The sequence below is a fragment of the Streptomyces auratus genome (genome assembly GCF_050433025.1).
Lineage (GTDB): Bacteria > Actinomycetota > Actinomycetes > Streptomycetales > Streptomycetaceae > Streptomyces > Streptomyces sioyaensis.
On the sequence record NZ_JBNGCB010000003.1, the window covers coordinates 2,028,285 to 2,050,288 of the forward strand.

General features: G+C 71.1%; 17 protein-coding genes. 8 read left to right on the forward strand and 9 right to left on the reverse strand.

All coding sequences use genetic code 11. The features are described from left to right. Positions 1 to 60: 60 nt before the first annotated feature. Entirely contained in the window at positions 61 to 1,089 is a 1,029-nt protein-coding gene (locus BKA18_RS28580) for an MDR family NADP-dependent oxidoreductase (protein WP_366045641.1), read from the forward strand. Between the two features lie 52 nt (positions 1,090 to 1,141). Here the strand turns inward: BKA18_RS28580 and BKA18_RS28585 are convergent, their stop codons facing one another. Continuing rightward, the gene (locus BKA18_RS28585) at positions 1,142 to 1,777 is read right to left on the reverse strand and encodes a TetR/AcrR family transcriptional regulator (RefSeq protein WP_093485849.1); all 636 of its coding nucleotides are present in this window, start codon (positions 1,775 to 1,777) and stop codon (positions 1,142 to 1,144) included. A 454-nt stretch (positions 1,778 to 2,231) separates the two neighbouring features. On the opposite strand from BKA18_RS28585, the gene BKA18_RS28590 reads away from it, so the two are divergent. Beyond that, entirely contained in the window at positions 2,232 to 2,996 is a 765-nt protein-coding gene (locus BKA18_RS28590; RefSeq protein ID WP_211823521.1) for an HAD family hydrolase, read from the forward strand. Positions 2,997 to 3,013: 17 nt separating this feature from the next. Here BKA18_RS28590 and BKA18_RS28595 read toward each other — a convergent pair whose 3' ends face one another. Both BKA18_RS28595 and BKA18_RS28600 read right to left on the reverse strand, forming a co-directional pair. Then, complete coding sequence (locus BKA18_RS28595; RefSeq protein WP_093485853.1) at positions 3,014 to 3,865, reverse strand: PaaX family transcriptional regulator; 852 nt, start codon at positions 3,863 to 3,865, stop codon at positions 3,014 to 3,016. A 4-nt stretch (positions 3,866 to 3,869) separates the two neighbouring features. After that, complete coding sequence (locus tag BKA18_RS28600) at positions 3,870 to 5,477, reverse strand: AMP-binding protein (protein ID WP_366045642.1); 1,608 nt, start codon at positions 5,475 to 5,477, stop codon at positions 3,870 to 3,872. 208 nt (positions 5,478 to 5,685) lie between these two features. Here BKA18_RS28600 and BKA18_RS28605 point away from each other — a divergent pair, with 208 nt between their 5' ends. From BKA18_RS28605 to BKA18_RS28615, 3 genes are all read left to right on the forward strand, one after another. After that, entirely contained in the window at positions 5,686 to 6,819 is a 1,134-nt protein-coding gene (locus BKA18_RS28605; protein WP_366045643.1) for an acyl-CoA dehydrogenase family protein, read from the forward strand. A gap of 300 nt (positions 6,820 to 7,119) precedes the next feature. Further along, positions 7,120 to 7,920, forward strand: a complete 801-nt coding sequence (locus BKA18_RS28610; protein ID WP_366045644.1) for a VOC family protein — start codon at positions 7,120 to 7,122, stop codon at positions 7,918 to 7,920. 547 nt (positions 7,921 to 8,467) lie between these two features. After that, complete coding sequence (locus tag BKA18_RS28615) at positions 8,468 to 9,667, forward strand: sensor histidine kinase (RefSeq protein WP_366045645.1); 1,200 nt, start codon at positions 8,468 to 8,470, stop codon at positions 9,665 to 9,667. An 82-nt stretch (positions 9,668 to 9,749) separates the two neighbouring features. Here the strand turns inward: BKA18_RS28615 and BKA18_RS28620 are convergent, their stop codons facing one another. The 5 genes from BKA18_RS28620 to BKA18_RS28640 are packed head-to-tail and all read right to left on the reverse strand — an operon-like array spanning position 9,750 to position 16,964. Continuing rightward, positions 9,750 to 11,669: an ArnT family glycosyltransferase gene (locus BKA18_RS28620; RefSeq protein WP_366045646.1), complete on the reverse strand. Its 1,920-nt coding sequence runs from the start codon at positions 11,667 to 11,669 to the stop codon at positions 9,750 to 9,752. A 41-nt stretch (positions 11,670 to 11,710) separates the two neighbouring features. Next, entirely contained in the window at positions 11,711 to 12,757 is a 1,047-nt protein-coding gene (locus BKA18_RS28625) for an NlpC/P60 family protein (RefSeq protein WP_366045647.1), read from the reverse strand. 49 nt (positions 12,758 to 12,806) lie between these two features. Then, entirely contained in the window at positions 12,807 to 13,289 is a 483-nt protein-coding gene (locus BKA18_RS28630; protein WP_033269075.1) for a poly-gamma-glutamate biosynthesis protein PgsC/CapC, read from the reverse strand. Then, complete coding sequence (gene pgsB, locus BKA18_RS28635; RefSeq protein WP_366045648.1) at positions 13,286 to 14,632, reverse strand: poly-gamma-glutamate synthase PgsB; 1,347 nt, start codon at positions 14,630 to 14,632, stop codon at positions 13,286 to 13,288. The genes BKA18_RS28630 and pgsB overlap by 4 nt, the downstream gene beginning before the upstream one ends. A gap of 16 nt (positions 14,633 to 14,648) precedes the next feature. Next, positions 14,649 to 16,964: a cache domain-containing protein gene (locus tag BKA18_RS28640; protein WP_366045649.1), complete on the reverse strand. Its 2,316-nt coding sequence runs from the start codon at positions 16,962 to 16,964 to the stop codon at positions 14,649 to 14,651. 990 nt (positions 16,965 to 17,954) lie between these two features. Between BKA18_RS28640 and BKA18_RS28645 the strand changes: the two genes are divergently transcribed. Then, a complete protein-coding gene (locus tag BKA18_RS28645; protein WP_366045650.1) occupies positions 17,955 to 19,307 on the forward strand; it encodes an alpha/beta hydrolase family protein in 1,353 nt (450 codons plus the stop codon). A gap of 490 nt (positions 19,308 to 19,797) precedes the next feature. Here the strand turns inward: BKA18_RS28645 and BKA18_RS28650 are convergent, their stop codons facing one another. Then, the gene (locus tag BKA18_RS28650) at positions 19,798 to 20,058 is read right to left on the reverse strand and encodes a hypothetical protein (protein ID WP_366045651.1); all 261 of its coding nucleotides are present in this window, start codon (positions 20,056 to 20,058) and stop codon (positions 19,798 to 19,800) included. A 259-nt stretch (positions 20,059 to 20,317) separates the two neighbouring features. Between BKA18_RS28650 and BKA18_RS28655 the strand changes: the two genes are divergently transcribed. Continuing rightward, positions 20,318 to 21,274: a LysR family transcriptional regulator gene (locus BKA18_RS28655; protein WP_366045652.1), complete on the forward strand. Its 957-nt coding sequence runs from the start codon at positions 20,318 to 20,320 to the stop codon at positions 21,272 to 21,274. A gap of 244 nt (positions 21,275 to 21,518) precedes the next feature. Continuing rightward, positions 21,519 to 21,752, forward strand: a complete 234-nt coding sequence (locus BKA18_RS28660; protein ID WP_429638705.1) for a hypothetical protein — start codon at positions 21,519 to 21,521, stop codon at positions 21,750 to 21,752. The last annotated feature ends 252 nt before the right edge of the window (positions 21,753 to 22,004 follow it).

Here is a 22,004-nt window from a genome sequence, read left to right on the forward strand (position 1 = left end):
AATCCCGCGTCGCGGCCCGGTGCGACGCCGTCGAGTGTTACGAGCGCGAGGAGCTGTCCGATGTCCCCCACCGTCGTCCCCGCCATACCGGCCGTACACCGCGAGGTCCGCCTCGCCCACCAGGCCGAAGGCGAACTGACGGCAGGTCATTTCACCATCGTCGAGGTCCCGGTGCCGGTCCCGGAGCCGGGGGAGGTACTGGTGCGTACCCGTGTGATGGCGGTGACCGCTGCGATGCGGACGCAGATGACCAAAGTTCCGCTGCCGATGCCCTCATTCGTGCCGGGGCAGGCGCTGTGGGGCGCCGCGGTCGGCGAGGTCGTGGCGGCACCCGGCGGCGGCTTCGCCCCCGGGGAGCTGGTCCACCATCCGTACGGCTGGCGGGAGTTCGCGGCCGTCGAGGAGTCGCGGGTACGGCGGCTCGACCCGGACGCCCTGCCGACGCCCGCCGCACATCTGTCGCAAGGGGCGACCGCCTGGGGTGCGCTCCGCCGGGCCGCCGAGGTGCGGCCGGGGGACACCGTCTTCGTCACCGGCGCGGCGGGCGGTGTGGGCAGCCTGGCCGGGCAGCTCGCGCGCCGGCTGGGGGCCGGCCGGGTGGTGGGCAGCACCGGCTCGGAACGCAAGGCGGCCCGGCTGCGCGCCGAGTTGGGGTACGACGACACGATCGTGCGCGGCGCCGGGCCGATCGAGCGCCAGCTGCGCCGGGCCGCGCCGGGGGGGATCGATGTGCTGCTGGACACCGTGGGCGGGGAACAGCTCCCGGCGGCGCTGGCGGTGGCCCGTCCCGATGCGCGGTTCGCGCTCGTCGGCGCGCTCTCCAGCCAGTTGGGCGGGAGCGGTGGTGCCCTCACGCCGGTGGAGCTGGACACGGGGCTGATCATCACGCGCCGGGTGACGCTGCGCGGCTTCGGGCTGTATGCGCATCCGGATCTGCCGCAGGAGTGGACGAAGGAGTTCGGGCAGGGCTTGCGGGAGGGCTCGCTGACCTTCCCGCACGCCCTTCTCCAGGGGATCGAGCAGGCGCCACGGGCGCTGTGCGAACTTACGCAGGGGCGTCATATCGGGGCCGTGCTGGTCGAGTTGTGAGGGCCGGGCGCGCAGAGGCGGGCGGCACCGGCCCGGGTGGCGGCCGCGCCGGTCAGCCGGCCGCCGGGAGCTGGGCCGGTGCCGGGATGCCGGCGGCCGCGATCCGGCTCGGCGCGGCCGGCAACAGCCCCCACATGCCCACGATCGACTCTTCGTCCCACCACGTCCCGTCCTCGCCGCCCAGATGCAGCAGGCCCACCACGAGCGAGGTCAACAGCTGGGCCGTCCGGCGCGGTTCGGCGTCCGGCGCGTGCGAGCCGGCCGGCCCGCACGGGCCGCAGGTCACCGCCTTGTCGAGGAAGAGCGCGTACCAGCGCTGCTCCAGGGCGTAGATGCCGAGCCCCGGCGCGGTCTCCGGCCGCAGCCGCAGTCCGGCGCGCAGCACGGCGTCCGTCCGCACCCGGCCGAACAGTTCGACGGTGAAGTCCTGTACGGCGGTGGTCAGCGGCTGCGGGGAGCGCGTGAAGGCCTCTTCGACCTCCTGCAGGGTGGCGAGTGCGGCGTCCCGCACCGCGAGCGTGAGGTCGTCCTTGGACGTGAAGTGGAAGTAGAGGGCACCTTTGCTCAGCCGGGCCCGCCGGCTGATCTCGACCATGCCCGCGGCGGGTACCCCCTTCTCCAGGAAGGTCTCTGCGGCCGAGCGGATGAGTGCCTGGCGGCTCTGGATGGCGCGATGCTGGGTGGGCACGGTGTCCGTCCCGTCTCTAGTACGGCTGCGAGCTCAATGCAGTCTACATAGAAAACCAACCATGCGGTTCGGTATGCTCCCCAGGATTGGCCGGAACTGGCGCTGTCTGACGCGAAGCTGACGTTCGGTCGGTCGTTCGGATCTTGTGGGGCTCGGGGGGTGCGGTGCGTTCCCAGTCTGGCCGGGAAGCGGAGTGTTGTCGACCCGTCAGAGGCAGCAAGGATGCATTGACAAACAGCGCAGGCGGTTTTTAAATCTCCGAAGGCGGTAAACGGGGCGATCCCCTCCGTTGCAGCCGCCCGCGACGGTCGCGTACCGCCCTTGGACAGTGGTACGTCATGGCGAGACCGCCTCTGCCTTCACCAGTCGTCGACCGCAGGCCGCCCGAGCAGCCGAGCCAGCAACGTCACCCGAGCCCCCTGCACCCCCATAGGAATCCGGAAAGGTCTCAGCCATGCGCGTAGCAACGGAAGTCGGCGAACGTCCCGTGAGAGGCGTGCGGGGCGCCGGCGGTGAAACCATCAGAGCCGCCGTCTTCGATCTGGACGGCACCCTCGCCAACACTCTCCCCGCGATCAGCAAACTTCTCGTCAAGGTGGCCTCGGAGCAGGGCTGTTCGGTGACCCCGCGGCAGGCGGCCGCCGCCATCGGCAAGCCGCCCGGCCCCGCCTTCGGCCGGCTGCTGGGCAAGCCCGAGGACGACGGCCGGGTACAGGCCGCCATCTCCCGCTACCGCGAGCTGTTCTCCTACGAGGTCCTGTGCCAGGGGCCGCAGCTGCTGTTCCCGGGCGTGACCGCGGGGCTGTCCGCGCTGCGCGCCCACGGCGTCGAGCTCGCCGTCGCCACGTCCAAGACCACCCGCAGCGCCGAGTCGCTCCTCGATGTCATGGGCATCCGTGATCTGGTCGGCCCGGTCATCGGCCAGGACATGGTCCGGCGCGGCAAACCGCACCCGGAGATGGTGCTGCGGGCCGCCGGCCGACTCGGCGTCGCGGCCTGGCAGAGCGCGTACGTGGGGGACACCGTGGGGGACATGAGGATGGCGGTCACCGCGCGCATGGAGCCGGTCGCAGTGACCTACGGCGTCGGGAAGTTCGGCGAGCTCGCCGGGGTCGCCGGCACCCGGATGTGCAGCTCCTTCAAGGACGTGGTCTCCGTGATCGCCGCCGCCAGGCCGCGGTCGGGCGTCACGGTGGGGGCCCAGCAGCGCCGACGCTGAGGCCGGGGGAGGGGGCGCTACGCTCCGGTCGTCAGCTCGTGTGCGTAACGGGCCCCGGCGGTGTGCAGTTTGGCGTGCAGCAGGCCGAACACCTCCGCCGCGCGGCCGCCCGGCCAGTCCTCGGGCAGGAGGGGAGAGGGCAGTCCGGGATCCGCATAGGGCAGCTGACGCCAGGCGTCCAGCGCCAGCAGGTAGTCGCGGTAGGCCGCCTCGGGGGGCACCGAGCGGCGCGGTGACCAGCGGCGCAGGACGGGCTCCTGCTCGGCGAGGAAGGCGCGGTGCGCCGCGGCCACGGCATCGAGGTCCCACCACCGCGCCACCGCGTCCGCCGTGGGGGCGAACCCGGTGTGTGCGCCGGTGAACAGATCGACGTACGGGTCCAGTTGCAGCCGCTGCAGGGTGTGCCGGGTCTCCTCGTAGAGCTGGGCGGGGGCGATCCACACCCCGGGTGCGGCGGTGCCGAAACCGAGCCGCGCCAGGCGGGAGCGCAGCAGATGCCGTTTGTGCCGCTCCTCCTCGGGGACGGAGAAGACGGCCAGTACCCAGCCGTCGGACAGCTGGGCGGCGGGCCGGCCGAAGATCCGCCGGTCGCCGTCCTCCAGGAGCTGACGGGCGTCGTCGGACAGCCCGTAGGCCGCGGCCCCGGTGGCCGTGCGCGCGGGGACCAGCAGACCGCGCCGCTTGAGGCGGGAGACCGCGGAGCGTACCGACGGCGGGTCCACGCCGAGCGCGCCGAGCAGCCGGATCAGGGCGGCGACCGGCACCGGCGCGGCCGGGCCGCCCGCGGTGCCGGGCTCGCCGCGTCCGTAGGCGCCGTAGAACGTGACGATCAGGGACCGTGGGGTGCGCTGCGTTTGCTGGTCGTTCACCGGGTCACTCTAGATGGGGCCCGCGCAGCCGGAAGCGCTGGAGCTTGCCGGTCGGGGTGCGCGGCAGGGAGGTGTGGAAGACAATCTCGCGCGGGCATTTGTAGGGCGCGATCCGGGTCTTGGTGGAGGCGCGCAGGGCCGCGACGGTCTCCTCTCCCCGGGGGACGCCCGCCCGCAGTACGACATGGGCGACGACCACCTGCCCGCGCTGCTCGTCGGCCCGCCCGACCACCGCCGCCTCGGTCACGTCGGGGTGCCGCAGCAGGGCGTCCTCCACCTCCGGGCCCGCGATGTTGTAGCCGGCCGAGATGATCATGTCGTCCGCGCGGGCCACATAGCGGAAGTAGCCGTCGGGCTCGCGGACGTAGGTGTCGCCGGTGATGTTCCAGCCGCCTTGTACGTACGCGGTCTGCCGGGCGTCGGCGAGGTAGCGGCAGCCGGTCGGCCCGCGGACGGCCAGCAGTCCCGGTTCGCCGTCCGGCAGCGGTTCGCCGTCCGCGCCCACCACCCGCGCCTGGAAGCCCGGGACCGGCAGTCCCGTCGTACCGGGCCGGATCGCCTCGTCGGCGGCGGCGATGAAGATGTGCAGCAGCTCCGTGGCGCCGATGCCGTTGATGATCCGCAGACCGGTCGCCTCGTACCAGGCCTGCCAGGTCGCGGCGGGCAGATTCTCCCCGGCCGAGACGCAGCGGCGCAGGGAGGAGACGTCGTGCCCGGCGAGCCGGGGCAGCATCGCGCGATAGGCGGTCGGCGCGGTGAACAGCACCGAGATCCGGTGCGCCGCGATATCGCCGAGCAGCCGCTCCGGCCCGCCCCAGTCGGCGAGAAAGGCCGAGGCGCCGGCCCGCAGCGGGAAGATGACCAGCCCGCCGAGGCCGAAGGTGAAGCCGAGCGGCGGGCTGCCGGCGAACACGTCGTCCGGCTCCGGGCGCAGTACCTGCGCCGAGAAGGTGTCCGCGACGGCGAGCACATCGCGGTGGAAGTGCATACAGCCCTTGGGACGCCCGGTGGTGCCCGAGGTGAAGGCGATCAGCGCGACGTCGTCGGCCGCGGTCGCCACCGCCGGATACGGCGCACCGCCCGGCCGGGCGAGCTGCCGCAGGTCGTCCGGGCCGTCCCCGCCGAAGCGCGTGATCTGCAGCCCCGGGACCGTGGCCTTGGCGAGATCGTCGACCGAGCGGACATCGCACAGCGCATACCTCACCTGCGCGATCTCACAGATCGTGGCGAGCTCCTCGGGGCGCTGCGAGGCCAGTACGGTCACCGCGACCGCCCCCGCCTTCATCACGGCGAGCCAGCAGGCGGCCAGCCACGGTGTGGTGGGGCCGCGCAGCAGAACGCGGTTGCCCGGCCGCACGCCCAGCGGGCCGGTGAGCGCATGGGCGATCGCGTCGACCTGGGCCCGCAGCTGTCCGTACGTCCAGACCGGCCCGCCGGCGTCGCGGATCGCGGGCCGGTCGGGGCCGAGCCGCGCGATGGTGCCGTCCAGCAGCTCGGCGCCGCAGTTCAGGCGGTCGGGATAGCCCAGATCGGTGAGCTGCGGCCACTGGTCGTGGGGCGGCAGCCGGTCGCGCGCGAAGGTGTCGGCGTGGGCCGAGGACCGTAGCTCCATGGCGGATGCCCCCTGGGGCATGGCGGCCGACACGCGGCCGGGGGAGGGATGGGGGACTGTGGAGGCCGGTGCGGGAACCGGTGGGGAAGGCTCGGGTGGCGCTCGTTCTGCGGGGCGAGGACTGCCGTTCGGATCCGTCGTCAGCGTAACGTGTTCGTGACGGCAGTCAACAGACCGCGATAGAGGACCGTTACCAGGGAGCCGCCTCGTGACCGTATTCGCGCTGGGACCGGATGAGCGGAAGTGGTGTGCCGAACTGCGCGCGCTCACGGCCGAACGGCTGTGCCCGCTGGCGGAGCAGGGTCCCGAGGGCCGGGTCAACCGTCCGCTCGTCGCCGCCCTCGGCGAACTGGGTCTGCTGCGCCGCCTGTTCCCCGCCGACGGCGCCCTGCGCGCCCTGGACCTGTGTCTGCTGCGGGAGTCGCTCGCCCAGGAGTGCACGGAGGCGGAGACCGCTCTGGCGCTCCAGGGGCTGGGGGCCTACCCGGTCGTGCAGTCCGGGACCGAGGAGCAGCGCGCCCGCTGGCTGCCGGAGGTGACCGCCGGCCGGGCGGTCGCGTCCTTCGCGCTCAGCGAGCCGGGCGCCGGCTCGGACGCCGCGGCCCTGTCCCTGGCCGCCGAGCCTGACGGCCCGGACGGCTGGCGGCTCACCGGCGAGAAGTGCTGGATCTCCAACGCCCCCGAGGCCGACTTCGCCACCGTCTTTGCCCGCACGGGCGGCGGGGCGGGCGCGCGCGGGGTGACCGCCTTCCTCGTCCCCGCCGACCGCCCCGGACTGACCGGCGCGCGCCTGGACATGCTCAGCCCGCACCCCATCGGCACCCTCGTCTTCGACGGCACGCCTGTGACCAGGGCGGATGTGCTGGGTGAGGTGGACGGCGGGTTCGCCGTGGCGATGGCCACGCTGAACCTCTTCCGGCCCAGCGTGGGCGCCTTCGCGGTCGGCATGGCGCAGGCCGCGCTGGATGCGGCACTGACGCACGCCGGCGCGCGCACCGCGTTCGGCGGCCCCCTCAAGGACCTGCAGTCCGTCGGCCACCAGCTCGCCGAGATGGCCACCCGGGTCGAGTCCGCCCGGCTCCTGGTGTACGCGGCGGCCACTGCGTACGACACCGGGGCCCCGGACATCGCCCGCCGGTCGGCCATGGCCAAGCTGCTGGCGACCGAGACCGCCCAGTACGTCGTCGACGCCGCCGTACAGATCCACGGCGCCCGCGCGCTGCGCCGCGGACACCTGCTGGAACACCTCTACCGGGAGGTCCGTGCCCCGCGCATCTACGAGGGCGCCACGGAGGTGCAGCGCTCGATCATCGCCAAGGAGCTCTACCGGGAGAGGACCTGAACTCTTCGCGCTCTCCCTCATGGCGCGGTGGACGGGGCGCTCGCTGGGTGGCCGAGCCATACGGGGGGCTCATGACCATACCTCGCGCCGATTGGCGATGCGTGCCGCCGATTGGTGATGCGTGCGCCGGGCGTTCCTGACGGGCGCGGGGACGGCCTCGCGGCCGGTGGGCGCACGGCACCGGACCTCGGACACCGGATCCCGGCCGGCGGGCGCACGGGTACCGGACCCCGGCCGACGGGCGAGTGTCAGTGCCGGATGTCAGGCTGACAACAGAGAGGATCCGCGAAGGGAATCGCCATGATCACTACCGACTTCGTCCCCGGCTCCCCCTGCTGGCTAGATCTCGGCGCCCCCGACGTCGAGGTCGCCACGGCGTTCTACCGCGCCGTGTTCGGCTGGCAGTCCGAGCCGCACGGTGGTCAGGAGGCAGGCGGCTACACCCTCTTCCGGCTCGACGGCAAGGCCGTCGGCGCGGTGGGCCCACTCACCGAAGTCGGCGCCCGCTCCGCCTGGACGCTCTACTTCCACACCCCCGACGCGGACGCCACGGCCAAGGCGGTGGAACAGGCAGGCGGCGCGGTCCGCACGGCCCCCGCCGAAGTCGGCGCGGACGACGGCCGGTTCGCGCAGCTCACGGACCCGCAGGGCGCGGAGTTCGCCGTCTGGCAGCCCCTGAGATATCCGGGCATCGAGGCCGCGGACATACCGGGCACGCTGTGCTGGACCGAGCTCTACACCACCGATGCGGCCGCCGCGCAGACCTTCTACACCACCGTCTTCGGCTGGACCACCCAGGACATGGCGCTCCCGGGCGGTGGCGGCACCTACACCCTGCTCACCCCCGCGGACCGCGGCGAGGACCGGATGCACGGCGGCCTCATGGAAGTCCCGGCCGATCTCCTGGGCCCCAGCCGCAGGCCGTACTGGCACCCGGTGTTCGGCTCCAAGGACTGCGATGCCACCGTCGGCCTGGTGACGGGCAACGGCGGCATCCTGTCGATGGGCCCGGATACCGCCGAGGGCGTCGGCCGCCTCGCCGTCTGCACGGACCCTGCGGGCGCGGAGTTCGTGGTGCTGACGCCGGAGGGGACACTGTGAGAGTCCACCGCGTCGGCCTCGCCGCGCGCAATCGGTCTCCGGTGGCAGGTCCGCTCCGCATCGTCCCCTGCTCGATTTCAGGGCCGTTCCTGCGCGCGGAAGGCGCCGGGGGTGTGGCCGGTGGCGGCCTGGCAGGCGCGGTCGAGGGTGCGCAGCACTGGGACGCGATCCAGGGTTCCGCGGAGTGGCCGACTGAGCAGCCTCAACGGATAACCCGGGCGGTGGGCTGCCGGCATGCTCGTCGTCGGAAACATGTCGTGCCGACCGGTCGGCGATGTGCCGCAGGGCCGTGAGATGGGCCTGCAGGGCGAGGTGGCCGGAGCGGCTCAGGTTCAGCCAGGTGCGCGGGACCTTGCCCACGTGTCCCTTTTTGACCTCGACGTACTCGCGTTTGCTCGCGTCCTCCTCGGAGTCCATGACCCTCCCGGCCCTGGTCCGTTGCACCAAGAGGAGGTGCCGCCCTCCACCGTGGGGCGTACATGACCGCCCCAGGGATCGGCCCCCAGGCTGACCCTGGCGCGTATGCGGCCTGCCTACGCTGGTCGACGTGCAGCGTCTCTACGTCTTCCTCCGCCGGCACCCGACCATGGTCGACAGCTTCTGGGCGGTCTTCCTGCTCGGGTTCTCCTGGCTGTCGGTCGTGGACGACGGCTTCGGCGGCTCATATCTGTGGACCGCCGCGATCCAGGCGTGCGCGCTGTGCACCGCGGTCGCGCTGCGCCGCCGCGCGCCGGAGAAGATGCTGCTGTTGGCCACGGCGGCGGGCGTGTTCCAGCTCGTCGCGAACGTGCCGAAGAACCTCGCCGACTTCGCGATGCTGGTGATCGTCTACACCGTCGCCGCGAACGGCGCCCGCTGGGCCTCCCGTTTTGCACTGGTCGGCGGACTGGCTGCGCCCCTGCTCGACTACGCCCGCTGGCCGCACGACTACGGGTCCGGCGGGACGATCGCCACCGTCCTCGTCTTCCTGGCCATCCCCTTCGCCCTCGCCTGGGTCCTCGGCGACTCCGTGCGCACCCGCCGCGCGTACTACGCCCAGCTGGAGGAGCGTGCCGCCCAGCTGGAGAAGGAACGCGACGCGCGGGCCAAGGTGGCCGTCGCGGCCGAACGGGCGCGGATCGCACGGGAGTTGCACGACGTCGTGGCGCACAACGTGTCCGTGATGGTCGTGCAGGCGGACGGCGCCGCGTACGTCCTCGATGCCGCGCCCGAGCAGTGCGGGCAGGCACTGGAGACGATCTCCGGTACGGGGCGGCAGGCGCTCGCCGAGATGCGGCGGCTGCTCGGCGTGCTGCGCACCGGCGAGCCGGGCGAGGACAGCGGCGACCGGGCACCGCAGCCGGACGTCGGCCGGCTCGACGACCTGATAGAGCAGGTGCGCGGGGCGGGGCTCCCGGTGGACTTCACGGTCCAGGGCACGCCTCGGCCGCTGTCCAGCGGTGTGGAGCTGACCGCGTACCGCATCGTGCAGGAGGCGCTCACCAACACCCGTAAGCACGGCGGCCCGGACGTGAGCGCGCGGGTACGCCTCGTCTACGGCAGCGACGCGCTGGATCTGCTGGTCGAGGACGACGGGCGGGGCGCGCAGCACGAGGTGCACGAGCAGGGCGGGGCCGACGGGCTCGGGCACGGGATGATCGGGATGCGCGAACGGGTCGGTATGGTCGGCGGCCGCCTGGACGCCGGGCCGCGGCCCGGGGGCGGATTCCGGATCAGCGCGGTGCTCCCCCTCAAGCCGGTGGGCTGAGGCCCGCTCCGGCAGGCAGACCTCTGTGCGGACCGGGCCCGGTGTGTGTGCGGGCCGCGGAACTCGCCGTGTTCAGGAGGGCTCATCTGCCGCGGGCGCAGTCGTAGAGGGTGAAGCTTCCGTCCGAGGTCTGACCGTAGGCGCGTGGGGAGACGGCGGCGCAGCTCTTCTTCACCCAGGCCGATGCCGGTGTGGACGGGCGGCGCGTGGTGAGCAGGGCGTAGCGCAGTTGGTGGGTGGAGACCAGGTCACCGATCCGTGGGGCGGTCGGGAAGGGGGTCAGGCCGGTGAAGCCGCCCATGACCAGCATGGGTTGGGGGGTGGCGCGCAGCAGGGGCTCGGCGCCGTAGGCGGCTTGGGTGGCGAGCAGGTACTTCTCGCCGGAACGGTGCGCGGAGAGGTACTTCAGCAGTGCGGTGTCCCGCGTGGACGGTGTGTTCAAGGGGTTTCGGAGGACCTTGGCTCGGTGATGGTGCGTACCGTGGAAGCCGGGGCCGACCGGTCCGGCCAGTGGTTCGATCGGTGAGCCGGGGTAGCGCGGGTTCAGGCAGGAGGCGGCCCAGACGGCCGGGGCGAGGAGTACGGCCGCCAGGGACGCCGCCAGGGCGCTGTGCACCGCCGGCCGTGTGGTGTGCGGCCCGCTGGTCCACAGGCCGACGGTCCCGCACAGGCCGAGCATCAGCACCACCGGCAGCAGCCAGGGCGCGAATTCGCCGTGCGGGCCGTCAATGACCGCGGCCCACAGTGCCGTGATCCCGACGGCGACGGGCAGTGCCGCCCGACGTCGGCCACCGGCGCGGTACTCGGACCGGAAGAGCGCGATTCCGCCACCGGCCAGCGCGGCGAGGGCCGGGGCCAGTACGGCCATGTAGTAGCCGTGGTTGCCGTTGGAGTTGCTGAAGACCACGAGGTGCATCACCAGCCAGCCGCCCCAGAGCAGGAACCCGGTCCGCGACCCGTCGGTGCGCGGCCGTCCGGCGCGCCACCACACACCCAGCGCCAAGGCCAGTACGGCGAGCGGCAGGAGCCAGGCGATCTGCGGCCCCACGTCATGGTTGACCACCATGGTCCACCCCGTGTTCCCGCTGGTGCGGCTGGCGGCGGTGCCGGCGACGGCGCCCAGCGCGTGCGGGTCGTGGCCGAAGCGGCTCAGCCCGTTGTAGCCGAAGACCAGGGTGAAGGGGTTGTTGTTGGTGGTTCCGTCGAGGTAGGGACGGCTCGCGGCGGGGGTGACCCATACCAGCAGCAGCCAGGAGCAGGAGACCACGAGTGCGGTGATTCCGGCGAGCAGCAGCCGCCGGGCCCGGTCCCACCGGGAGCCGGGTGCCGCCAGTTGGTACACCGCGGCGAAGACCGGCAGGACGAGCCAGGCTTGCAGCATCTTGGCCTGGAAGGCCAGTCCCACCCATGTTCCGCAGACCAGCAGCGGCAGCAGTTTCCCGGTGTGGACGGCCTTCTGCAGCGATCCCGCCGCGAGGACCAGCAGCAGCACGAGCAGGGTGTCGGGGATGTTGTGCCGGTTGAGCGCGACGGTGACCGGGGTGAGGGTGAGTGCCAGCGCGGCGAGCAGCCCTGCCAGGGGGCCGGCCCAGGCACGGACGATCCGGTGCAGCGCCCAGACGGCGAGGAGGCCCTCCAGCACCTGCGGCAGTACCGCCGCCCAGTTGTACGGTCCGAGGAGCCGGACGGAAAGGGCCTGCGGCCACAGCGCCCCGGGGATTTTGTCCAGGGTGAGCGAGCCGCTCGGGTCGAGCCCGCCGAAGACGAAGGCGTGCCAGTCCGCCGCCATCGACCGCACGGCCGCGCTGTAGTACGGGTGCACCCCGGCACGCTCGATGGCCCAGGTGTAGAGCACCGCGGCAGCTGCCAGGATCAGCAGCAGGGCGTAGGACTCCCGGCTGAGGGAGATGCGTCGACGGAGCGTGGCGCGGAGGGTGCGGGTGAGGCCGTCCGTGCGGGGGCGGCTGTCGGCGGGGTCCCGGATGACGGGGGCGGTGGCCATGGCGAGGTCTCTCTTGGGGCGGCGGGCTGGGGGCGTCGGCTTCACAGGCGGCGGGCCATGCGGAATCCCTGGGCGTAGAAGCCAGGGCCGTCGAGCGTCGCGCGGCCGGCCAAGTCGCCCATGGTGGGTCCGTTGGCCCGCGAGCGGCTGGAGTAGAAGCGCGGGCGCCCGTCGGTGTCCGGTCCCAGGTAGATGCCGCAGTGGTCGATGCCGTGCGGTCTGCCGATGTCGATGGCGAAGAAGACGAGGTCGCCGGGGAGCAGCCGGCTGAAGTCGGCGGGTGGCCGGCCGGTGTTCGGGAGCAGCAGCACGCCGGGGGCACGGGTGGCGATGGCGTAGGCCCGGCGGGGCAGGCCGATGCCCGGGCCGTTGGTGGCGTGCATGGGGTAGCCCATGCGGTATCCCCAGACCAGGCGCATGAAGCCGGAGCAGTCCACGGCCCCGTAGCGCTCCTTCTCCGGGTACTTGCGGGTGCCGTCCGGGAAGGTCCAGGGAACGCCGAGGTAGTCGTAGAAGTCGGACTTCTCATCGCGGTAATGGAACGACGTCTCCGACTGCCCGGGAACACGCGGCCCGAAGCGGGCGTTGCCGCCGTAGCGCAGGCCCGATGCGGTGCGCAGATCGGGCGCCCCGTCGCCGTACTGGAAGGCCACGGCGAAGGCGTCCGGACTGCGGTCGGCCAGGGCCTTGGGGAACCACTCCCGGAACCAGTGGGTGCGCTCCTTGCCCTGGCTCCATGCGCCGCCCATCAGCCGCACCCAGGCGTCACTGCGCACCACCGCGCCGGTGGTGCGCGGCTCGCTCCAGGTACGGGTCGGGCCGGTCAGCAGCGCGGTGCGGGCGCCGTCGGTGAAGGTGGCCAGCACGCGCTCGTCGGCGGCGCGCACCACCGTACGGGCGGGCGCGGCGCGGCGCTCGAAGCGGTAGCCGCCGGCCGGTACCGGGACGTCGCTGTCACTGCCCGGTACGCCGCTTCGGAAGTGGTGCCAGGCGTATCCGGTGATCGCTCCGGCGGAGGCCAGACCGGCGGCGCAGGCCAGGACCTGACGGCGACTGGGCCTGCCGGACGGGGTGGGGTGGGTGCCCATGGTGACCTCCTCTGCGTGCGGATGGGTACGGCGGACGCGTGCGGCGGGTTCAGCCGACGGGCAGTGCCCCCAGCAGCAGCCCGGCGACCAGCACCACATACGTGCCGAGGGTCACCGCGGTGGTGGAGACCACGGTGGCCGCCAACGGTTGCCGGACCAGCTGATAGGCGATCAGGCCGGGCACGATGAAGCCCAGGGTCTGGGCGGTGTACAGGAGCGGGAACTCGTGCTGGAGGGCGAGCATCACCGTGGTCTGGAGCAGTACCGCGGACAGCACCACGGCGGCGAACAGCCGCTTCCCGTAAAGGATCACATGACGCTGGAGGAGCTTGGTCGCGGCGAGGGTGAGGGCCGTGACGCCGATCATCATCGCGGCCCGGACCACATCGGTGACCAGGGTCAGTGCCAGCCAGCCGGGGGTGATCATGCCGCCGGGGGAGAGGTTGGTGGTCAGATAGCAGATCAGCGAGAAGAGCAGTCCGAGGGCGATCCCCAGTGCGGCGGTCTGCGGAGTGACGATGACGGGGATCACAGCGGCTTCCTTGCGGTTTCGTACCGGGAATCGGCAGGGGCATCGGCATGGGCGGAGGAGGGGCTCGGGACAGGTGCGCCGGATGTCGGGCCGGTCAGCGACCCCACCCAGCTGTACGGCTCCGTCTCGGGCGGGTGCGCGACCGGAAGCGGCTCGTCGTCGTGGTCCGAGGCCAGCCTGCCGAGGTGGTCCAAGAGGAGTTCGCCCTGGCCGTGGATATTGCCGACGGCCACCAGCGAGGAATCGGGGGCGAGTTCGGCGAGGAGGGCGTGGGTCAGCTCCTGCGCGTCGCGCCGGTCGCCGCCCAGATCCACCACCCGGCCCGGCGAGCCCGGCGGGATGCCGTCGAGGGCACTCTTGGTCGGATGCCCGATGAGGAACACCGTCTCCGGCGCCAGGTCGGGGATGATCGCTCCCATCTGCCCATTGCGTTCCACCCGGTCCGGGCGACAGTTGATCACCACGTTCAGCGGGCGGCGGATCGCACCGAGCTCCTCCAGCTGACGGACGTTCATCAAGGTCGACTCGGGGTCGTTGGCGGCGAAGACATTGGCGAAGCGCAGCTGCTTGCCGTCCGGTGTGCGGTAGCGCTCGACGGAGAGCACGCCGGGGTCCGGCGGTGCGTCCCACATACCGCGCAGTGCGGTGGCCCGGTCCACACCGAGCAGTTCGGCCACGGCCAGCGCGATGGCGACGTTCTCCTTGAAGGTGAACCAACTGAACTCGCGCAGCTCCTCGTCGGTGACCGACTCCGGATCGACGGCGATCAGGCGGCACCTCCGCTTGTCCGCCTCCTCTTGGAGGATGTGCAGCCGATCCTGCTCGGCGGTGACGCAGATCCCGTCGAACGGCATCGACCGGGACAGCGAGCGGGCCACATCGTCCAACGTCGGCCCCATTTCGGCGAGGTGGTCCTCGCGCACGTTGCACAGCACGCCGATGGTGGAGCGGATCAGCTTGTCCTGGTTGACCTCCTGAAGTGCGGGCATCACCGCCATGCACTCGATCACCAGGGCGCACGGCCGGTATGCCGCCGCGCGCCGGACGATGCCGATCTGCTCGACGACGTTCGCGATGCCGAACTTCCGGTACACCGGCTCCTCGGTGGCGTCCGGGTGGATGAACCGGGCGGCGGTGCCGGTGGTCTTGGCCACGGTGACCAGACCACCGCCGCGCAGCGCCCCCGCGCACAGCCGGGTGATCGAGCTCTTGCCGCGAATGCCGTTGACCAGCACCCGGGTGGGGATCTGCGCCAGCGCGGCGTAGTGGCGCCGCTGCTCCAGTACGCCGGCGACCAGCAGCGCGGCACAGCTCAGCAGCAGCACAACATAGAGGAAAAGCACGTCGGTTGATCCTTCACTACGGTGCGCTCGAGGGGGCAGGGACAGCGGCGAGGTCGGCTCCGGCGCCACGGTCCCGCTCCACCAGCGCCTGCCGGAGCAGTTCCAGACTGCGCGTGACCGAACCGCACTCGTCGTGGTGGACCGGGAACAGCACGGTGCGGCGGTCACCGCCGGCCAGCCGCTCCGCGCATCCGGTGAGGGTGCGCAGCGGCCTGACCACCACGATGTACAGCCAGCCCAGGCAGGCGCCCCCCGCGGACAGGGCGAGCAGCCCGGCCAGCATGGTGCGTGCCTGGACCTGATATGCCGCCAGTTTGAGCGCTGCGGCGGGCTCGGCGGAGACCACCCGCCAGCCGAGTCCGGCGGCGGGCCCCTTCAGCGCCAGTGGCACGGCGGCCGCGACCGACAGGCCCTCGCCCGGGGCCGTCCCCGCATGCAGGACGGCCGACGCCGGGTTGCCCGCGCTGCCGGGTGCCGCGTCGGTCTTGGCCACCAGACGGGTGAGGCGCCGGCTGGGAAGGGGCTCGAAGGCTTCAAAGCCGACGCTCGCCGCGAGCACTCTGTGGTGCTCGTCGGTCAGCCACACCTTGCCGAGCCCGGGCCGGGTCACCAGGTCGTTCAGCTCGTCGACGCCGATCTCTGCGACGACCACAGCCGGGGCGGTGGCCTCGGCCTTCTTGGCGCCCTTGGCGTTCCCGGCCGCCGGTATCCGGGCGTAGGCGGCGATCGCGGGGATCTTGCCCGACGTGTTGACCTGGGTGATTCCGTCGCCGGTGGGAGGAACGAGGGTACGCAGCGGCTGCTGGCCCACTTGCCGCACGACGGCACCGGTACGGTCCAGCACGTACAACGACCGGAACGTGGGGTGGTCGTCGTGTTCGCGCCGCAGCACCTCCGCCGCCCGCTCGGGGCGCGCACCGGAGAGGGCGGACGCCGCCGCCGCGAGGTCGGTGCGGCTCCGGCCGAGGGACCGCTGCACCCGGTCGGCGGCGGCCTCGGTGCGGGCCCGCTGGTCGGCGACGGCAGCCGCCGGTACGGCCTTGGCCGCCGGTACCCGGTTGAACAGGAACAGCAGCGGCACCCCCCACGCGGCGATCACGAGGGCGCAGACGAGCACCAGAGCCCGGACACCGGGGCGGCGCCGCACCGGCCGCACCGGCTCCGGTCCCGTCTCGCCGAGCAGTTGGCGGCGTATCGACTCCAGCGCCCGGCCGATCCTGCCGGGCTCGTCGAACCCGTCGACCGGCACCGGCCGCGCCAACTCCGCACGTTCCCCCGGCATGTCGCCGACACCCTTGGCCAGCCGGGCAGCGGACAGATGCAGCCGCAGCAGCGGACGCTGCATCGTGCCCCACAGCACCAGGGTGACCAGCACGGCGATCACCACCAGCACACCCGCGGCCACGAGGGCGAACCACATATGGTCGCCTCCCGCCTTCGCCGGAGGCACCTCCCGGGCCGTCAGGACGGTCAGTCCCAGGCTGGAGGCGTCGTCGTCCTTGCCGTCCGCCGCGGTGACCGACGCCCACCCCGTGACGCTGCGCAGCCCGTCGTGACCGTCACCGAGCACGCTGCCCGAGACGTCGCCGGTGTGGACGCCGGTGTGCGCGACGTTCGCCGCAGCGGCAGGCAGCGCGCGGTGGTCGGTAGCGGCCGCCAGGGCCGCGCCGGTGGTGGGGGCGGAAGCACACACCTTGCCGTCCCGGTCCACGAGTTGCCCGGTGCGCCCCGCCCCGTACACCGCTGGAGCAGCGACCTTTTCCGAGACGACGAACAGGAGTCCGCGTGACTCCGCGTCCTGATCCCCCCTCAGGTCACCGGCCTGATCCTGGCTCTCGTCCTGTTTACGGCCCGCAACGGGGACGCTCACCCGGGCAAAGAGCAGCAGCCGCGGTGCGCCACTGCCGGAAGCGACCACCCGGGGCGCGATGTTGCCGGTATCGGGCCGCGCCAGATCCTTCGCATCCACCCCGGTCAGCGGCACCTTTTCCCCACTGGCCGCCAGCGGTTTGCCGGTGCGCGGGTCGAGCAGCACACCGCCCGCCGCAGGGTGCCCGGTCGGGAGAAGGGACCGCAGAACTGCCGCCGGCTTGCTGCTGACGGCGGGTGTGGCCGACGCCGCAGAGCGGCGCACGGCCCTGGCACTTGCGTTGATGGAGGTCCCGACCGAATCGGCGGCGTCCTGGGCTATCTGGCGTTCCGCGTCGCTCAGGGCCTGGGGCACATCCTGTTCGTGAACGGTACCGAGACCGAGAGCGGTCAACGCGGAAACTGCCAGCAGGGCGCAGAGCAGTGCGGCGATCGGTGGGCGGACGCCTCCGAGCATGGGCATGTCGGCGCGGCGTCGGGTGCGGTGCGGACGGGGCGCGCGGGCAACAGCGAGCAGGGCAGCGTCCTCTCGGCGTGTGGGGATGGCCGTGCGACAACTCAAACAGTATGAATACTGGGAACACAGGATAATCACAAGGTTGTTCATGCTGTGCCCGGATTGACGGGCCATACAACACCGGGCTCAACTCGCCCTCGGAAGCGGCCGCTTATGCGTCTTCGGCCCCATCCCGACATGGGGGAATTTCTCACGCGCCGGTCGGCAGGGCCGGTTGCCCGCTCGTTTCCGCTCTGCGTTCGGCGCCTCACACACAGTTGCGGAGGCGCTGAAGTTCACCCCCCAAACGGCCCCTTCCCAAGTGAATTCGCGAATCCGCAGGGGCTGGTCGGCGGAGGTCAGCAGTTACGAACTGCTGCGTAATAAAAGCGCTCAGTGAAAGCAGTGAGCAAAGTCGATGCAAACCTGGATCCGATGGCCACCATCCGGAGATGGCGTGAACCAGCCATCTTCCGTAGAGGCCTTCTGGCCGGTGCTGACGCCCCTTCAGCCCTCGCGCCGAGGCAACGGACCGGTCGCTCACGCCGGCCCTCCGTCGACTTGGTCCTTGCTGCTGCAACTGGTTGGCTGAGGATGCCGAGTGGCCCGGCGCCGACGACTGCCACCGGTAGCACCAGGGGATTTCCCCCTCGCGCATCCCGTATGGGCACTCGACGTTGCTCAACTCGGAGGCATGCTCCACGAGCGCCGACAGGCAGCTCCCCACGCATATGGGTCCAGCGAAAAGGCCACCCCCCGGGGGCCCGGCGACGGACGGGGCACGAAGTCGACGCCGCGCAATTCCGGACGCGTCATGAGCGCTCACCTCAACCACTGCCGTAGTTAACTCCCCGCACTATCAACCGGGTTGGCTTGGCAATGGCAAAACTGCATATACGATGACCGCCAGCCGATCGCTGATCACGTCGCGATCACCACCATGGAGGGGGGCTGCCCATGAAGCACGCACGAAGGCGCCACAGTCGGTTGCGCACCCGGGTCGCCGGCACCACAGGACTCTTGACCCTCGCCCTGGGCGCCGGTATCGCGCCGGCCACCGCCGCGGAGAAGGCCACCAGTGCGCCCATGACCACTGCAGCGTCCTTGGACGACGCGGGGCAGGCCCCGGGCCAGATGGTGGCCCTGGACGACGCGGCGCAGGCCCCGGGTCAGGCGGTGGGCCAGGCGGTGGGCTTGGACGACGCGGCGCAACACTCGCGCCGGGCGGCGTCCTTGAAGGTGGCGCCGGCCCCGGGCCAGCTGACTCTCCCCGCCCCGACCGGGCGCCATCGCGTCGGAACGGTCGACCTTCACCTGCGCGACTCAAAACGCATGGATCCGTGGGTGCCCGGACAGCAGCGCGAGTTGATGGTCTCGCTGTGGTACCCGGCCACACACACCTCCCGTTATCCCGCCGCGCTTCTCCCCAACAGCCAGCAGGTGCTGCCCGGCGGGGTGACCCTGCCCACCACTGCCGGGCACACCGGCGCCCCGGTCGACCACAAAGCCGGCAAGCTGCCGGTGCTGCTGTACTCGCCCGGCGGCCGTGGGAACCGTGCGACGGGCACGGCACTGGTTCAGGACCTGGCCAGCCGCGGCTACTTGGTCGTCACCATCGACCACACCCACGACACCGGCGATGTGGTGTTCCCTGGCGGGCGACATGAGGTGAGCATGCTGCCGCCGGGCACCAAATCGCGCGACTTGATCGACGTCCGGGCGGCGGACGCCCACTTCGTCATCGACCAGCTGGCCGAGATCGCCCGCGGCCACAACCCGGATGTGGAGCACAAGCAGCTCCCCCAAGGGCTGACCCAGGCCGTGAGCACGAAACACGTCGGGATGTTCGGCGCTTCCCTCGGCGGAGGATCGGTGGCCGCTGCCATGCACGCGGACCCCAGGATCGACGCCGGCGCGAACCTGGACGGCCAGCTCTTCGGTTCGTCGGAACACCAGCGGCTCGACCGCCCCTACATGCTGTTCAGCTCCGAGCACCACAACCGCAACACCGACGGGAGCTGGGCGCGGCTCTGGGAAAACCTGCACGGAGAGCGGCTCGACCTGAAGCTGCGCGGCTCCGGGCACAACTCCTTCGTCGACAACCAGGTCCTGTTCCCCCAGGCGCCGGGCGCCTTCGGGGTAACCCCGGAAGTCATGCAGCAGGCACTCGGCACGATCGACCCCAACCGCTCCATCGAGGTCCAACGCACCTACGTCGCCGCCTTCTTCGACAAACACTTGCGCCACCAGCACAGCGACCTGCTCGACGGCCCCTCGCGCCATTTCCCGGAAATCGCCTTCGTGCGCTGAACCGGTTCACCACGACGCCAAGCGCCTCAGAAGAGTCACGGCCAGGCCGGCTCGGCATCTCACCGCTCCGGAGACCGGTCCGACGAGTCAGGGCAGGCCACAGCGGTGTGCGACGCCTTCCGCCATGTGCTCGGCACACCGCACATCGAGAGCCACACCCTGACGCGGCGGCATCCGCCCGTCAGATGTCCCGGAAGAGACCAGCCAGCCCCGTGACCTGCCACGCTGGACGACGGCGCGTTGCTGACCTGCACAGATGGCCTTTCGGCTGTTTCACGCTCGTGCCCGTTGATGCAGCCGGAAGTCCCAGAAAAGTCCCAGGGGGCTCCCACTGTCGTCGGCCACTCTTTCGGCTCTATGCAGGGTGAGGGGTGCGGTGTGGGCTGGGCTCGTGCATCGGTGGTCCGTCTTGAACGATCGGCAGCGCGCGCTTCTGGAGCGGCTCGCGGCCGGTGAGGAACCTGGAGCGTGGGCGCCGGGGGAATGGCGCTCAGCCTATGCCCTGCGTGACCGTGGCCTGCTGACGGTCAGCAAGAGTGGTGGGAATGTCCACGTGGAGGTTACCGAGGCCGGCCGGTTCTACCTTCGGCATGGTCGTCACCCCGATGATCCGGGGTTTGCGGACGACGGCATTGAGGTCGTGCCCGTTGGACCGGGGGCTGTCCGGCATGATCCGCCGGACAGGCCCTAGCGTGGCGGCGACGCCGATCGTGCCGATGACATCGTTCACCCGCTCCCAGTCCCAGGTCATCAGGCCAGGTTAGTGCCGTTGCACGGGGAAAGTACGTCAATTCCAGTGACGGGAAGTGACGGCTTTCGACTGTTCCTCGTCCCCGGGCGGCCGGCAGCCCGGGGACGTCAGGGGCTCGGCTCAGCGCCGCGCGCCACCATTCGGACTCTTCGGTATCCAAGTCTGCATCGTCCGGCATCTGCTGAAGGGCTTCAAGAAGTGCTCACCACAGTCGAGTTACGAGATGGAACCGGTGCTCATTTGGCGATAGCTTTTCGCTATGAGCGCTGACGATGAATGGGCCTTATCCTCGCTTGCTCGTTCGAACGGGGGTGGTTCCGAGCCGAGCGTCCATCAGCTTCGTCTCTTCATGATGCTGGCGGAGGAGTTGCATTTCGGACGTGCTGCTGCCCGGCTGTTTATGTCTCAGCCGGCATTAAGCAAGCAGATCCGCGCTCTGGAACGGCGGTTGAGCCTTCAGCTGATCGAGCGCACCAGCCGTGCCGTCGAGCTCACTCCGTCCGGGCACGCTTTGCTGCCGCAGGCTCGTGCCGTCACCGAGGCCATGGCGAACCTGCGCCATGTCGCCGAGGTGCGGTCGCGGGAGAATTCTGGTCGCATCGTCGTCGGCACCCTCGCCGCCGAGCCGGCGATGCCGCATACCCGTGTCATTTTTGACGAACTGCACAAGCTGCACCCCCAGTTGGTGATCGAGATGCGCAGCCTCAACTTCAGCAATCAGTACGAGGCCCTCGCCTGTGGTGATGTGGATGTGGCCTTCCTGCGCCCGCCGGTACCTTCCGGTATCCAGGTGTACCAGCTGGCCGAGGAACCTCGCATCGTCTGCCTGCCGGCCGACGATCCACTGGCCGAGCGGGAACGGATCGCCCTTGCTGATCTCTCCACGCGCACCATGGTGACGATGCCACCGGAGTCGCCCCGGGAGTGGCGGGACTTCTGGGCCGTCAATCCACGCCCCGATGGAATTCCCATTCAGTTCGGGCCGCCGGCTGTTGATGTTGAGGGCGTACTGCATGCGATCTCCCGAAAGCAGGCCATCGGATTTCTCCCTTCCTCGGCTCGCGATTTCTATCCGCGCCCGGGAATCGTCTATCGGGACTTAGTGGATGTGCCACCGTGCACGATGGCCCTCACCTGGTTCGTCGGTAATCGCGACCGCCCGCACGTTGCCCTGATTCGAAAGATCGCGAGGACCGCTGTCCACCGGGCCGGTTAGGGCGCGCCGTGGCGCCGTGACCAGGCGCGGCAGCACGGCCGCCGGAGGATGGCCTGGATGGCGTCCCATGTCGCCCCCTCATAACCCATCAGATATGGATCCCGACGGCTATGGAATTGCGGCTTTCTTGCGATCTACGGGATTCGATCGCCAGAATCTAAAGGACATCAGCACCGTATGCACCAGGGGGAAGAGTATGAGGTGTCATCGCATTACAGCCGGTTTTCTCGCGGCCATCGCGTTCGTGGGAACCATGGGTCTGGGCACCGCTCAGGCGTCCGCCGAGCCCTCCCGGGAGTCGGTCCGGGCCACCCGGGCCGCCCATGTCGTCGAAGCGCCCCCTGCTTGGGTGCACCGCGGCAAGTACTGGACCCGCGGCGGCTGCCTGGAGGCCGGGCAGGAAGGTGTCCAACGCCATCACTGGGACGAATTCCAGTGCGCGAATGGAAGCTTTTGGAACCTGTGGACCAACCGCTGATCCTCGGTCCTGATCCGGCTTCCGATTCCGGATCGCCGGACGAGGGCTGATGCTGGGCGGGCCCGGAGCTGATGCTCCGGGCCCGCCCTTCCCCTGTAGGTACGGCACGCGTGACAGAGGTCTGGTTCCGGTACGACGGGCGGACGGGCGGGGCCGGCGGCGTCAATGGCCGTGGGTGACGCCGGACGCGGGTCAGGCGGTGGCCGGTGCCGTGGCTGACGGGCCAGCCGTCCCTGGAGGCGCTCATACCTG

Bases quoted from the DNA above. Each gene is read 5' to 3' on its own strand.
- BKA18_RS28580 (WP_366045641.1), top strand. From the start codon at position 61: ATGTCCCCCACCGTCGTCCCCGCCATACCGGCCGTACACCGCGAGGTC.
- BKA18_RS28640 (WP_366045649.1), bottom strand. From the start codon at position 16,964: ATGCCCATGCTCGGAGGCGTCCGCCCACCGATCGCCGCACTGCTCTGC.
- BKA18_RS28600 (WP_366045642.1), bottom strand. From the start codon at position 5,477: ATGGAGCTACGGTCCTCGGCCCACGCCGACACCTTCGCGCGCGACCGG.
- BKA18_RS28590 (WP_211823521.1), top strand. From the start codon at position 2,232: ATGCGCGTAGCAACGGAAGTCGGCGAACGTCCCGTGAGAGGCGTGCGG.
- BKA18_RS28645 (WP_366045650.1), top strand. From the start codon at position 17,955: ATGAAGCACGCACGAAGGCGCCACAGTCGGTTGCGCACCCGGGTCGCC.
- BKA18_RS28655 (WP_366045652.1), top strand. From the start codon at position 20,318: ATGAGCGCTGACGATGAATGGGCCTTATCCTCGCTTGCTCGTTCGAAC.
- BKA18_RS28625 (WP_366045647.1), bottom strand. From the start codon at position 12,757: ATGGGCACCCACCCCACCCCGTCCGGCAGGCCCAGTCGCCGTCAGGTC.
- BKA18_RS28620 (WP_366045646.1), bottom strand. From the start codon at position 11,669: ATGGCCACCGCCCCCGTCATCCGGGACCCCGCCGACAGCCGCCCCCGC.
- BKA18_RS28610 (WP_366045644.1), top strand. From the start codon at position 7,120: ATGATCACTACCGACTTCGTCCCCGGCTCCCCCTGCTGGCTAGATCTC.
- BKA18_RS28650 (WP_366045651.1), bottom strand. From the start codon at position 20,058: ATGACCTGGGACTGGGAGCGGGTGAACGATGTCATCGGCACGATCGGC.